Origin of the sequence: Vibrio sp. Y10_XG_PY6 (assembly GCF_024181795.1) — a bacterium.
In the GTDB taxonomy this organism is placed as follows: Bacteria; Pseudomonadota; Gammaproteobacteria; order Enterobacterales; family Vibrionaceae; genus Vibrio; species Vibrio diabolicus.
Window position 1 is genome coordinate 228,866 of the sequence record NZ_JAMZAQ010000004.1, and the last position, 13,335, is coordinate 242,200.

12 protein-coding genes and 11 tRNA genes are annotated in these 13,335 nt (G+C 45.6%); 16 read left to right on the forward strand and 7 right to left on the reverse strand.

Going from position 1 to position 13,335, the window contains the following annotated elements:
- Nucleotides 1–18 precede the first annotated feature (18 nt).
- The 7 genes from ushA to hemA form a co-directional block, all read right to left on the reverse strand.
- Nucleotides 19–1,701 carry a bifunctional UDP-sugar hydrolase/5'-nucleotidase UshA gene (gene ushA, locus NL644_RS19600; RefSeq protein WP_253658721.1) on the reverse strand — a complete coding sequence of 561 codons (1,683 nt, stop codon included), beginning with the start codon at nucleotides 1,699–1,701 and terminating at the stop codon, nucleotides 19–21.
- 151 nt (nucleotides 1,702–1,852) lie between these two features.
- The gene (gene kdsA, locus NL644_RS19605; protein WP_114323799.1) at nucleotides 1,853–2,704 is read right to left on the reverse strand and encodes a 3-deoxy-8-phosphooctulonate synthase; all 852 of its coding nucleotides are present in this window, start codon (nucleotides 2,702–2,704) and stop codon (nucleotides 1,853–1,855) included.
- Between the two features lie 53 nt (nucleotides 2,705–2,757).
- On the reverse strand, nucleotides 2,758–3,567 hold the full coding sequence (locus tag NL644_RS19610; RefSeq protein ID WP_005384098.1) for a SirB1 family protein: 810 nt from the start codon (nucleotides 3,565–3,567) through the stop codon (nucleotides 2,758–2,760).
- 6 nt (nucleotides 3,568–3,573) lie between these two features.
- Nucleotides 3,574–3,957, reverse strand: a complete 384-nt coding sequence (locus NL644_RS19615) for a SirB2 family protein (RefSeq protein WP_005382225.1) — start codon at nucleotides 3,955–3,957, stop codon at nucleotides 3,574–3,576.
- Between the two features lie 40 nt (nucleotides 3,958–3,997).
- Nucleotides 3,998–4,852, reverse strand: a complete 855-nt coding sequence (gene prmC / locus NL644_RS19620) for a peptide chain release factor N(5)-glutamine methyltransferase (RefSeq protein ID WP_114323800.1) — start codon at nucleotides 4,850–4,852, stop codon at nucleotides 3,998–4,000.
- A gap of 3 nt (nucleotides 4,853–4,855) precedes the next feature.
- Nucleotides 4,856–5,944, reverse strand: coding sequence for a peptide chain release factor 1 (gene prfA, locus NL644_RS19625; RefSeq protein ID WP_006743330.1), 1,089 nt, complete (start codon nucleotides 5,942–5,944; stop codon nucleotides 4,856–4,858).
- Nucleotides 5,945–5,973: 29 nt separating this feature from the next.
- Nucleotides 5,974–7,230 (reverse strand): glutamyl-tRNA reductase, encoded by a 1,257-nt coding sequence (gene hemA, locus NL644_RS19630; RefSeq protein WP_005384104.1) that lies wholly within the window; start codon nucleotides 7,228–7,230, stop codon nucleotides 5,974–5,976.
- 161 nt (nucleotides 7,231–7,391) lie between these two features.
- Between hemA and lolB the strand changes: the two genes are divergently transcribed.
- The 16 genes from lolB (at nucleotide 7,392) to NL644_RS19710 (ending at nucleotide 13,319) form a co-directional block, all read left to right on the forward strand.
- The gene (gene lolB / locus NL644_RS19635) at nucleotides 7,392–8,003 is read left to right on the forward strand and encodes a lipoprotein insertase outer membrane protein LolB (protein WP_114323802.1); all 612 of its coding nucleotides are present in this window, start codon (nucleotides 7,392–7,394) and stop codon (nucleotides 8,001–8,003) included.
- Nucleotides 8,000–8,872, forward strand: coding sequence for a 4-(cytidine 5'-diphospho)-2-C-methyl-D-erythritol kinase (gene ispE / locus NL644_RS19640; RefSeq protein ID WP_046874292.1), 873 nt, complete (start codon nucleotides 8,000–8,002; stop codon nucleotides 8,870–8,872). The genes lolB and ispE overlap by 4 nt, the downstream gene beginning before the upstream one ends.
- Before the next feature lie 27 nt (nucleotides 8,873–8,899).
- The gene (locus NL644_RS19645) at nucleotides 8,900–9,844 is read left to right on the forward strand and encodes a ribose-phosphate pyrophosphokinase (RefSeq protein ID WP_005393176.1); all 945 of its coding nucleotides are present in this window, start codon (nucleotides 8,900–8,902) and stop codon (nucleotides 9,842–9,844) included.
- A gap of 151 nt (nucleotides 9,845–9,995) precedes the next feature.
- A complete protein-coding gene (pth, locus tag NL644_RS19650; RefSeq protein WP_005384112.1) occupies nucleotides 9,996–10,586 on the forward strand; it encodes an aminoacyl-tRNA hydrolase in 591 nt (196 codons plus the stop codon).
- 10 nt (nucleotides 10,587–10,596) lie between these two features.
- A complete protein-coding gene (gene ychF / locus NL644_RS19655; protein WP_005393178.1) occupies nucleotides 10,597–11,688 on the forward strand; it encodes a redox-regulated ATPase YchF in 1,092 nt (363 codons plus the stop codon).
- 284 nt (nucleotides 11,689–11,972) lie between these two features.
- Nucleotides 11,973–12,049: transfer RNA gene (locus NL644_RS19660), tRNA-Met, on the forward strand.
- A 40-nt stretch (nucleotides 12,050–12,089) separates the two neighbouring features.
- Nucleotides 12,090–12,174: transfer RNA gene (locus tag NL644_RS19665), tRNA-Leu, on the forward strand.
- 32 nt (nucleotides 12,175–12,206) lie between these two features.
- Nucleotides 12,207–12,281: transfer RNA gene (locus NL644_RS19670), tRNA-Gln, on the forward strand.
- A 77-nt stretch (nucleotides 12,282–12,358) separates the two neighbouring features.
- Nucleotides 12,359–12,435, forward strand: a tRNA-Met gene (locus tag NL644_RS19675).
- Between the two features lie 54 nt (nucleotides 12,436–12,489).
- Nucleotides 12,490–12,574: transfer RNA gene (locus NL644_RS19680), tRNA-Leu, on the forward strand.
- 30 nt (nucleotides 12,575–12,604) lie between these two features.
- A tRNA-Gln gene (locus NL644_RS19685) sits at nucleotides 12,605–12,679 on the forward strand.
- A 53-nt stretch (nucleotides 12,680–12,732) separates the two neighbouring features.
- Nucleotides 12,733–12,817: transfer RNA gene (locus NL644_RS19690), tRNA-Leu, on the forward strand.
- A gap of 30 nt (nucleotides 12,818–12,847) precedes the next feature.
- Nucleotides 12,848–12,922 (forward strand) — tRNA-Gln (locus NL644_RS19695).
- Between the two features lie 69 nt (nucleotides 12,923–12,991).
- Nucleotides 12,992–13,076: transfer RNA gene (locus tag NL644_RS19700), tRNA-Leu, on the forward strand.
- Between the two features lie 30 nt (nucleotides 13,077–13,106).
- Nucleotides 13,107–13,181, forward strand: a tRNA-Gln gene (locus NL644_RS19705).
- Nucleotides 13,182–13,234: 53 nt separating this feature from the next.
- A tRNA-Leu gene (locus NL644_RS19710) sits at nucleotides 13,235–13,319 on the forward strand.
- Nucleotides 13,320–13,335 lie beyond the last annotated feature (16 nt).

Genomic DNA, 13,335 nt, shown 5'->3' on the forward strand with positions numbered 1-13,335 from the left:
CGCTTTTTCTCTGTTGGGTTACTGTTCAATCGCCGTATCAACTAAATACGTGATTTCACCTGAAGGGGCATACTCATTAACATCAATAGGGCTGTGTGTTTCTAAATAATCCTTCAAAACCTCAGCATCGGTAAAACCTGTATTTACATACCCTGGATGATCGTCGATTTTAGGGTAACCATCACCACCAGCGGCATTATAGCTTGGTACGGTAAAGCGGTAATTACCATCTAAGCGAAGTTGCTTATTCCCAATGAACACATTGGTTACCTCACCATTATTGATACTCATCGCAATACCCGCAAACTGCGCGTAAGCTCCAGAGTCGACAGGCTTAGTTGCAACGACATTTAGGTAATCCAATACTTCTTTGCCCGTCATATCAACGTAAGAGACCATATTGCCAAATGGCTGAACAGTCAGCACATCTTTGTAGGTAATGTCACCTGCTGCAATCGAATCACGAACGCCGCCAGAATTCATTACGGCGAAATCTGCTTTTGCACGTTCCATATGAGCCGTTGCAATCAATCGACCTAAGTTAGTTTGCTGGTAACGCACCACATTGCGGTCACCCTCAAGCTTACCGTTAGATTCTGCAATCTTCACGTTTAGCTTGCCCTGACCTTTTTCTTGATAAGGACGAAGAAACTCAAGCATCGTTTCGTCTTGTTCAATCTCTTCTTGGATCAAAACTCGTTGGGACTGGCCATCAACTTTAATTTTCTTTTTCAAGTTTACTGGGATCAGATCGTAGCTCACCATCGAGAGTTCACCATTACGAAACTCGTAATCGGCGCGTCCCACATATTTCCCCCACTCATGTGCCTGAACAATATAAGCACCATTTTGTTGATCAGGCTGACATTCATCACCCGGTTTAAAACTCTTTTTGATGACGTTTGGACCTTCCATACAAACCGGCTCTTGTGAGTGACCGCCGACAATCATATCCAGATCACCTTCATTCAAATAACGAGCTAACGCCACATCGCCAGGGGCATTGATACCTCTATTGCCATTCTCATAGTGTCCCATATGTGTGACAGCAAAAATAAGGTCTGGGTACTCTGTTTCTTTCAGCTCAGCAATTAGATTCTTGGCTTCTTCTTTTGGGTCACGGAAGTCAATTTGTTCAATGAATTCAGGGTTGCCAAGTTTCGCTGTATCTTCGGTTGTAAGACCAATTACTGCAATCTTAATACCCAGTTTGTTAAACATCGCGTACGGTTGGAATAGGCGCTTGCCAGTATTTTTATCGTAAATATTGGCAGACAACATCGGAAAACTTGCCCACTCTTGCTGCTTGAAAAGCACATCCAATGGATTATCAAACTCATGATTACCTAGCGCCATCGCATCGTAACCAATTTTGCTCATGCCTTTAAAATCTGGCTCGGCATCTTGTAAATCAGACTCAGGTACTCCAGTGTTGATGTCACCACCAGAAAGCAGTAACACACTGCCCCCCTCTGCTTGTATTTCTTCACGCAAATCATCGATTAACGTTTTACGTGCCGCCATACCGTACTCGCCGTATCGATTTTGCCAAAAACGACCGTGATGATCGTTAGTGTGTAGCACGGTCAATTTATAGGTTGTATCGGCATTCCATTCTGGTGCAGGTTGCGTAGCACACCCAGCTAACGAGGCCAAAATAGCGGCACTCAACGCAGTTTTAATAATCAGACGCTGCTTCATTTATTTACCTTTTTTCTTATTGGGAGTCACTGATGCACATTCCCAGCGGCCTAGAGCCTTTACAGCAAGAAGCTGAGAATGATGCGCCATCTGATAAAAAAATAGCCAACACGAGGTTGGCTATTGCATTTGATCACCAGTCATCTGGCGTTTACTTGATATCGATATCTGCAAAGCTCTTGATCAGATCATCAAGAGATTTCATTTGCGCTAGGAACGGTTCTAACTTATCTAGCGGCAGTGCAGATGGGCCATCACAGCGTGCTTGGTCTGGGTTTGGATGCGCCTCGATAAATAGACCTGCGATGCCTGTTGCTAGACCCGCTTTCGCAAGTTCAACTGTCTGCTCACGACGACCGCCAGACGCCGCACCTGACGGGTCACGCATCTGTAGTGAGTGCGTCACGTCAAAGATGATTGGGCTGCCTTTCGACGCATTTTTCATCACACCAAAGCCAAGCATGTCTACGACTAGGTTATCGTAACCGTGGCAAGAGCCGCGCTCACATAGGATGATCTTGTCGTTACCGCATTCCGCGAACTTCTCAACGATGTTACCCACTTGACCTGGGCTCATAAATTGAGGTTTCTTCACGTTGATAATCGCACCTGTTTTGGCCATAGCTTCAACAAGGTCAGTTTGACGAGCTAGGAATGCAGGAAGCTGAATAACGTCTACCACGTCAGCGACAGGTTGAGCTTGCGCTTCAGTGTGAACGTCAGTGATGATCTTCACACCAAATGTGTCTTTTAGCTCTTGGAAGATTTTCATACCTTCTTCAAGGCCTGGGCCACGGTATGAATGAACAGAACTGCGGTTTGCTTTGTCAAACGACGCCTTAAATACGTAAGGAATGCCAAGTTTTTCCGTTACTTTTACGTAGTGCTCACAGATCTGCATCGCAAGATCACGAGACTCAAGAACGTTCATACCTGCAAATAAGGTGAATGGCTTGTCGTTAGCAACCTGAATGTCGCCGATATTAACTATTTTCTGTTCCATTTTGATTCTCTTTTTCTGTCCACGACACGCCACAGTTCGGCACATCGATAAAATTAGTGAAGTGTGACGTGCGTTTCACTCATCACATTAACTTGTGATTTTAGTAGCTCAGAAGCCGGATCGTCAGGGCATTGGTCAATAAAGTACTGAAAATCTGACACCGCCACTTGAGGGCACTCTAGCTGTTGGAAGATAAAACCACGATCACGAATCTCGTATGGGTCATCTGGCACAAAGGTTAACGCAAGGTTCGTACAACGCAACGCCAGCGTGTAGTGCTCTTCACGTAACATCGCGCTTTTGATCAACGCTAACCAGCGACCAATAATGGTTGGATTGTCAGCTTCTTCAAAGTGTTCTGGCTTTAACTGAGCCAACGGTCCTTCTTGCCCAATAAGCCAAGCTTGGAGAATTCTTTCCCCCACATACTCACCATTAAATGGGTTAATGTAGTCTGGCTTTTTATGCATCCAATCGACTTTTAGCAGAAACTGAGTAGGGAAAGTAACTCCCTTCAACGGGAAACCCAGCTTTTTGCCTAGATATAATAAAATCGAACCTAAACTAACCGGAATACCTTTTCGGCGCTCCAACACTTTATCGATAAAGCTGTTGTCCGAAATAAAGTATTCCTGCTCGTCGCCTTTGAATCCCCACTCATGGAAAAACAGTCGTAGGAATGCATCAAATCGCTGCTCTTCATCGGTTTCATGAACAAGCGTGGCTTCTGCATCTTTGTAAAGACGCTCTAACTCTTGTTTCGCCCAATGTACTTTGGTTTCTGGGTTAATCGCTTTGTTTAGCTCAAGCGCACCTTCCACCAACGGTATATTGTCAAAATCTTCGTCAAAAAACTCTAACATGACGTCTTATCCAAATAACGTAGGGCTCTTAGACACAGCAATGTTTGCAGCCATGACTAACCAACCTAATGCGCCGAAAAAGCCAAATATCTTCAGTAGGTTGTTTTTCGCAAGCTTCAACGAGAAGAAACCGAGTGCAATGTACGCCAGTACGCAGGTGATTTTGTTTGTTAACCACGGTGCGGCATCAGTAAACGGGATGAAACCAGTAATGAAAATAAGCGCGATACCTGACACTAGCAATGCAGTATCAACGATGTGGGGAAACACTTTCAAAAAGCGATTATTTCGCTTCGGTGAGTTCATCATCATTAACACAAATCGGATCGATAATAGTGTCGCGCTGAGCGCAATCGTCACTAAGTGTATGTGTTTTAGAGCTACGTACATTCTTCTTCTCTTTTTAGTTAGTGTTTGCTGACTTCCATGATTAACTGGCCAGGCAACCAAGTGTTACTCGATCGTTACCGCCATAATCTTTTTCCGTAGCGACCTGTTGGTAACCAAAACCTAGCATTATCTCACGCACCGCCTCACCTTGATCATAACCATGTTCGAATGCCAGCCAACCGCCTACTTCAAGATACTGACGAGCAAAATCCGAGATATGACGAATATCAGCTAAGCCATTCTCTTTAGCAACTAATGCAGATTTTGGCTCAAAGCGCACATCACCTTGGGATAAATGTGGATCTTTTTCATCAATATACGGCGGATTGGAGACAATTAAAGCAAACTTCGTACCCTCTGCAATAGGCTCGAACCAACTGCCTTGAGCAAAGGTCACATTTTTGATGTTTAGCTGCTCAGCATTGTACTCTGCAAGTGCTTTCGCTTCTTGCTTGAGATCTACGCCCATCACTTGACGTTTTGGCATTTCAGATGCGAGTGCGATAGCAATTGCCCCCGTCCCCGTTCCAAGATCTAAAATAGGCCCTGTTTGCTCATAGGTCTTATCGAGTGCAACTTCGACCAAACGTTCTGTATCCGGTCTTGGGATCAAGGTAGAGGGAGAAACTTTGAACGGTAGAGACCAAAACTCTCGCTCACCAATAATATAAGCGACGGGTTCACCAGTTAAACGTCGTTCAAGTAGAGCGTCGAATTTTGCTTGTTGCTCTGCTTCTAATGCTTTTTCTGGCCAGGTCAGTAGATAAGTTCGTGGTTTGCCAAGGACATGGCAGAGGAGTACAGCTGCATCGAGAGAAGGCGACTCTTTGCCGCCTTCTGCCAGTTTCGCCGTCGCACTTTTCAGTGCTTGCTCAATCGATTGAACTTGGCTCATCGATTAGCCGTTCTCTGCGAGCGCCGCAAGTTGGTCTGCTTGGTGCTCTTGAATCACAGGATCAATCAAGCTCTGCAGGTCACCTTCCATCACTTCGTTCAAACGGTAGATGGTCAGGTTGATGCGGTGATCAGACACACGACCTTGTGGGTAGTTGTATGTACGAATACGGTCACTACGGTCACCAGAACCTAGAAGGTTACGACGTGTATCAGACACTTCTGCGGCACGACGCTCTTCTTCCGCTTGAACGATACGAGCAGCAAGAACCGCCATCGCTTTCGCTTTGTTCTTGTGCTGTGAACGCTCGTCCTGACACTCTACCACCGTACCCGTTGGTAAGTGGGTAATACGGATTGCAGAATCCGTGGTGTTAACGTGCTGACCACCCGCGCCAGATGCACGGAACGTATCGATTTTCAGGTCTGCTGCTTTGATTTCTGGCAGATCCGCCTCTGGGATTTCCGCCATCACCGCTACGGTACATGCAGAAGTATGCACACGGCCTTGGGATTCAGTTGCAGGAACACGTTGCACACGGTGACCGCCAGACTCAAACTTCAGTACGCCGTACGCACCATCGCCGCTCACTTTTGCGATCATCTCTTTGTAACCACCGTGTTCAGCTTCGTTTGAAGACATCACTTCGATGCGCCAGCCACGCTTTTCTGCGTACTTGCTGTACATACGGAATAAGTCACCCGCGAAAATACCCGCTTCGTCGCCACCCGCACCTGCGCGAATTTCTAGGAAACAGTTACGATCATCGTTCGGATCTTTTGGCAGAAGAAGAATCTGTAGCTCATCAGTAAGACGCTCAATCGTCGCTTTCGCTTCTTTGATTTCTTCTTGCGCCATTTCACGCATTTCTTCGTCGTCTTCGTTTGCCATCTCTTCAGCGGCGACAAGATCTTCTTGCGCTTGTTGATAAGCTTGGAAGCACTTGGTTACTTCTTCTAGCTGAGAGTACTCTCTTGATAGAGCACGGAATTTGTCCTGATCTCCAATAACATCAGGATCACCAAGAAGATGTTGAACTTCTTCGTAACGTTCTACTAGCGTTTCTAGCTTAGTCAGAATAGAGGCTTTCATAGTGTCGTTTTCTTAATAAAAAGCGTGAGTTATAGATCATCCAAGCCAAGTGTTTGGCGGATAATCGTTAATTTTGCTGGTTCGCCTTGCTCTGCTGCACTTTGCAATGCGCGAGTTGGGGCGTGAATCAGTTTGTTGGTGAGTTTATTACTCAGCTCGCGCAGCACTTTCTCCGGATCTGCGCCTGCCGCTAAAGATTGCAAACTTTTGCTCAGTAACTCTTCACGAATTTCGTTGGCTGATTTGCGATAGTCGCGAATACTATCGACGGCTTGCAGTGAACGCAACCATGTCATAAACGCAGCGCTTTCTTCACTAACAATCGCTTCAGCTTGAATCGCTTCGACTTTACGCTGCTCAATGTTGCTGTCGATGATAGATTGCAAGTCATCAACTGAATACAAATATGCGTCGTTCAGCTCACCAACTTCCGACTCGACATCTCGTGGCACCGCAATATCGACTAATAAGATAGGCTGATGTCGGCGCTGCTTCAGAGCCGTTTCGACCATACCTTTGCCAATAATAGGCAATGGGCTCGCCGTTGAGCTAATCACGATATCCGCTTTCGCCAAATGTTCAGGAATTTCGTTTAAACTGATGACTTCTGCGCCAAATTGATCCGCTAAGCCTTGCGCGCGCTCTTTGGTACGGTTCGCGACAATCATTTTTGTGCAGCCGTTGGATGCTAAATGCTTCGCGACCAGTTCAATCGTCTCACCGGCACCAACCAAAAGCACGGTTGAATCAGATAACGACTCAAAAATATGTTTTGCCAATGTACATGCGGCATAAGCCACGGACACAGCATTACCGCCGATATCTGTTTCTGTTCTCACACGCTTGGCGACTGAGAACGTCTTTTGAAACAGTTTATCAATTGAAGCATCGACCGCTTGATGATCTCGCGAGTCAGAAAATGCTTGCTTTACCTGCCCCAAAATTTGAGGCTCACCCAACACCAGAGAATCTAGCCCACATGATACGCGCATCAAATGCTTAATTGCGGCTTGTTCTTCATGAACATACAAACTCGGCATTAAATCTTCGCGGCTCACTTGATGAAACTGAGCAAGCCAATCGATTAACTTATTTCGCGCTCCTTGCTTAACATCGCAGTACAACTCAGTTCGGTTACAGGTTGAAACAATCACACTGCCGTTAACCGCTTCGTGCTCTCTAAGTTGCTCGAGTGCAGGGCCGAGTTTATCCGGACCAAACGCCACCTTCTCTCGCAAGTCGACAGACGCTGTATTGTGATTGATTCCAATAGCAAGCAAGGACATCTAACGTGGTATCTCTGGGATAGGTTATAAAATAGGTCCAGAATTTTACTGTAAGCACGCATTTATTGAAAGGGTAAGCCGGATTTGTTTTCCTAACTGCGACTTTTCAATGCTATAGTTGTGAGCGATTCCCGACGAAACTGATTAATAAGCCATCAAACATGACGTTACGCTCCTTTATTCTTTTTTTCTTGTCGAGCTTACTGCTCGCTGGTTGTTCCTCCGTTCCTGAAAGTGTTACCAGCGTTGAATGGCAAGCTCATGAGCAACGACTCGAGACCATCCAAGATTTTCAAGCAACGGGAAAACTTGGTTATATTGGCCCAGACCAAAGACAAAATTTAAATTTCTACTGGAAACATTCTTCAGCACTCAGTCAACTACGTTTAACTACGATTCTCGGACAAACGGCATTAAAGCTCACCATCACCCCACAAGGTGCCACAGTAGAAACTTACGACGATCAGGTCCTTTCCTCTCGCAGTGCAAACCAGCTAATTTACCGTCTTACGGGGTTAATGATGCCCGTTGAACACATGCCTGACTGGCTATTAGGCCTACCGACCGATGCCGACAAATTCCAATTGTCCTCAACCAATACACTGCAAGCGTTAAACAAACAAATTGGTTTAAATGATTGGCGTATTGCTTATCAACGGTATGGCGACGTTCAATGGCATGAGCAGTCTCTACCACTGCCAAATAAGCTGAAACTCACCACTGCTGACGTAAAAATAAATCTAGTGATCACAAAATGGAACATCACCCAATGATTGAACTTTCAACACGCTGGCCATCACCAGCGAAATTGAATCTCTTTCTATATATCAACGGCCGTACAGAGAATGGCTACCACGAGTTACAAACCTTATTCCAATTCGTCGATCACGGCGATGAGCTCACCATTCAAGCAAACCATTCTGGTGATATTACGATTTCTCCAGATATAGAAGGTGTGCCTCTTCAAGACAATTTAATTTGGAAAGCAGCAACCGCACTTCAAGCATACTCAGAGTGCCCTTTTGGCGCACATATTGAGCTACAGAAAGTGCTGCCTATGGGTGGGGGCATTGGTGGGGGCTCATCGAACGCGGCTACAGCATTAGTGGCACTGAACTACTTATGGCAGCTGAATCTAACTGACGACGAACTGGCTGAAATTGGTTTAAAACTGGGCGCAGACGTGCCCGTGTTTGTGCGCGGATTTGCAGCTTTTGCTGAAGGTGTTGGCGAGAAACTCTCCCCCGCTTATCCCGAAGAAAAGTGGTATTTAGTCGTCAGACCGAATGTTTCTATCGCAACCGTCGACGTTTTTTGTCATCCAGATCTGACTCGAAACACCCCAAAACGAGATCTAGAAACACTTTTAAATACGCCAAGCGTAAACGATTGCGAAAAAATTGTACGAATGCTCTACCCAGAGGTTGATAAGCAACTTTCTTGGCTGCTACAATACGCGCCGTCAAGATTGACGGGGACAGGATCTTGCGTTTTTGCTGAATTTTCGAGCAAATCTGAAGCAGAAACTATCCTTGCACAACTCTCTGATAAAGTCTCGGCATTTGTCGCTCAAGGGCGCAATATTTCGCCATTAAAAGAGACTTTGGCTGAATACCAATCAGCCTCACACCGACCTATTTAAACTGGACGCAAACCCGAGGTTTCCACCGTGCCTGATATGAAGCTATTTGCTGGTAACGCAACACCTGAACTAGCCCAACGTATTGCTGATCGTCTTTACATCTCTCTTGGTGATGCATCTGTTTCTCGCTTTTCTGATGGCGAAGTTGCAGTTCAAATCAATGAGAATGTTCGTGGTAGCGATGTTTTCATCATTCAATCCACTTGTGCACCGACTAACGACAACCTAATGGAATTGGTTGTTATGATTGATGCAATGCGCCGTGCTTCAGCAGGCCGTATCACTGCAGTTATCCCTTACTTCGGCTACGCTCGCCAAGACCGTCGTGTACGTTCTGCGCGTGTGCCAATTACTGCAAAAGTTGTTGCTGATTTCCTATCTAACGTTGGTGTTGACCGCGTTCTAACTATCGACCTACACGCAGAGCAAATTCAAGGCTTCTTCGATGTACCTGTAGACAACATCTTCGGCACGCCAGTGCTACTTGAAGATATGCAGGCTCGCGGTCTAGATAACCCTGTTGTGGTATCTCCTGACCTAGGTGGCGTTGTTCGTGCTCGCGCAACAGCAAAAGCACTAGGCGACATCGACATCGCAATCGTAGATAAGCGTCGTCCACGTGCAAACGTTTCTGAAGTAATGAACCTAATCGGTGATGTTGAAGGTCGTGACTGTGTGATCGTTGATGACATGATCGACACAGGTGGCACACTATGTAAAGCAGCTGAAGCACTAAAAGAGCGCGGTGCTAAGCGTGTATTCGCTTACGCTACTCACGCTGTATTCTCAGGCAACGCTGCGGACAACATCAAGAACTCAGTTCTTGACCAAGTTATCGTAACTGACTCTATCTCTCTATCTAAAGAGATGGCTGCAACAGGCAAAGTGACAACACTAAGCCTATCTCGCATGCTAGCTGAAGCGATTCGTCGTATCAGCAACGAAGAGTCAATCTCTGCAATGTTCAACTAATACGGACATTTCAGTTACACTGATTTCAAAAGCACCCCTCTTTGGGGTGTTTTTTTATTTGTACTGATAACCAGAAAATCCCTTGGTCGCCCACTGCGAGAATTCTGTGCTATCATACTGCGCTTTTTGAGATTCCAGAGAGATCCTAACCTTGAGTCAACAAATCAAACTTCTTGTTGGTCTTGCTAATCCAGGACCAGAATACGCCAGAACTCGTCACAATGCGGGCGCTTGGGTTGTAGAAGAATTAGCACGCGTTCACAACGTTACACTGAAGAACGAACCAAAGTTTTTTGGTCTAACAGGACGCATTATGGTCAATGGCCAGGATCTCCGTTTGCTTATCCCAACCACCTTCATGAATCTATCAGGTAAATCGATCGCAGCGCTTGCGAAATTTTATCAAATTAAACCTGAAGAGATCATGGTCGCTCATGACGAGCTAGACTTACCGCCAGGTGTCGCTAAGTTTAAAAAAGGTGGGGGTCACGGTGGACACAACGGTCTGCGTGACACCATTAGCAAACTGGGCAATAACAAAGATTTTTATCGTCTTCGCATTGGCATTGGTCATCCGGGACACAAAGATAAAGTGGCGGGTTTTGTATTAGGTAAAGCGCCAGCTAAAGAGCAAGAGCTTTTAGATGCAGCAGCTGATGAGGCTGTTCGTTGTCTAGATATCCTGATTAAGGATGGCCTATCTAAAGCACAAAATCGCCTCCACACGTTCAAAGCTGAATAAGGTTACTATCATGGGTTTTAAATGTGGCATCGTTGGTCTACCTAACGTAGGTAAATCAACTCTGTTCAACGCACTAACTAAAGCGGGTATCGAAGCAGCAAACTTCCCGTTCTGTACCATTGAACCAAACACTGGTGTGGTTCCTGTGCCAGATCTACGTCTAGACGCACTAGCTAAGATCGTTAACCCACAGAGAGTTCTTCCAACGACGATGGAGTTCGTGGACATCGCTGGTCTTGTTGCTGGTGCATCACGTGGTGAAGGTTTAGGTAACAAATTCCTAGCTAACATCCGTGAAACAGACGCGATTGGCCACGTTGTACGTTGTTTTGAAAACGAAAACATTGTTCATGTTTCAGGTAAAGTTTCACCTATCGAAGATATCGAAGTGATCAACCTTGAACTTGCAATGGCTGACCTTGATTCTTGTGAGCGAGCGATTCAACGTAACGCGAAGAAGGCAAAAGGCGGCGATAAAGACGCAAAATTTGAACTAACAGTACTAGAAAAACTGTTACCAGTACTAACTGAAGGCGGCATGGCGCGCACAGTTGAGCTATCTAAAGAAGAGTTAGCAGCAATCGGCTACCTAAACTTCCTTACACTGAAGCCAACTATGTACATTGCAAACGTAAACGAAGATGGTTTCGAAAATAACCCATATCTAGATGCGGTTCGCGAGTTCGCAGAAAAAGAAAACAACGTCGTTGTACCTGTATGTGCAGCTATCGAATCTGAACTATCTGAACTAGAAGATGAAGATCGCGAAGAATTCCTAGCGGATATGGGGATCGAAGAACCGGGGCTGAACCGTGTAATTCGCTCTGGTTACGAGCTACTGACTCTACACACCTACTTCACGGCGGGTGTTAAAGAAGTACGTGCGTGGACAATCCCTGTTGGTGCAACTGCGCCTCAGGCTGCAGGTAAGATCCACACTGACTTCGAGAAAGGCTTTATTCGTGCAGAAGTAGTCGGTTACGACGATTTCATCCAATTCAATGGTGAAAATGGCGCAAAAGACGCAGGTAAATGGCGTCTAGAAGGTAAAGACTACATCGTAAAAGATGGTGATGTTGTACACTTCCGCTTCAATGTTTAATTAAATGAATGAGTTTTAAACACTTCATTTACACTAAAAGCCAGCTGCTAAGCTGGCTTTTTTAATACCTTAAGTAAATGAGCAAAAATAAATTACCTAACTGCAAGCTAATTTATTTCCAGTTTTAGATCATAAACACGCCTCTTTGTTTAAAAAGGAAGCGAACGAGGTTTTTTCCGAAATTTATTAAAAAAAACTGTTGACGGATCTCACTCAACTTCGCATAATGCGCGCCGTTCCCAACGACAAGGCAACAAAGCGTTGAGAGCAAAAAATATGGTTTTGGCTACGTAGCTCAGCTGGTTAGAGCACATCACTCATAATGATGGGGTCACAGGTTCGAATCCCGTCGTAGCCACCATTCCTAAGTGTTCTTTTTATCAGAGCAATTAGGAATAGATGCGGAAGTGGCGGAATTGGTAGACGCACCAGATTTAGGTTCTGGCGCCGCAAGGTGTGAGAGTTCAAGTCTCTCCTTCCGCACCATATTTTAAATAGTCATTGTGACTATTGCCTGCAGGTCTATCGCCAAGCGGTAAGGCAGCGGCTTTTGATGCCGCCATTCCCTGGTTCGAATCCAGGTAGACCTGCCATTATTCAAGTGAGATTCCTTTATAAAAGGGGTTGTCACTGAGAGCGTGAAGGTTTATATTGTCTCGCTCCAAAAGATGGCTACGTAGCTCAGCTGGTTAGAGCACATCACTCATAATGATGGGGTCACAGGTTCGAATCCCGTCGTAGCCACCATGAACAACGTTATTTAGGTTTTTACCAATTACCTTGATAACTACAGAATAAGTTGCGGAAGTGGCGGAATTGGTAGACGCACCAGATTTAGGTTCTGGCGCCGCAAGGTGTGAGAGTTCAAGTCTCTCCTTCCGCACCATTATTGAAGTCTCTTTTATTAGAGCAATGTAGGGCTATCGCCAAGCGGTAAGGCAGCGGCTTTTGATGCCGCCATTCCCTGGTTCGAATCCAGGTAGCCCTGCCACATACAATGATATTAAGATTTTACCAATTATCTTGATATCTACAGATCAAGTTGCGGAAGTGGCGGAATTGGTAGACGCACCAGATTTAGGTTCTGGCGCCGCAAGGTGTGAGAGTTCAAGTCTCTCCTTCCGCACCATTATTGAAGTCTCTTGTATTAGAGCAATGTAGGGCTATCGCCAAGCGGTAAGGCAGCGGCTTTTGATGCCGCCATTCCCTGGTTCGAATCCAGGTAGCCCTGCCATTATTTTCCTTGAAATAGAGGAACGATATTGAGATTTTACCAATTATCTTGATATCTACAGAATAAGTTGCGGAAGTGGCGGAATTGGTAGACGCACCAGATTTAGGTTCTGGCGCCGCAAGGTGTGAGAGTTCAAGTCTCTCCTTCCGCACCATTATTAAAGTCTCTTTTATTAGAGCAATGTAGGGCTATCGCCAAGCGGTAAGGCAGCGGCTTTTGATGCCGCCATTCCCTGGTTCGAATCCAGGTAGCCCTGCCATATACAATGATATTGAGATTTTACTAATTATCTTGATATCTACAGATCAAGTTGCGGAAGTGGCGGAATTGGTAGACGCACCAGATTTAGGTTCTGGCGCCGCAAGGTGTGAGAGTTCAAGTCTCTCCTTCCGCACCATTATTGGTCAAAAGTT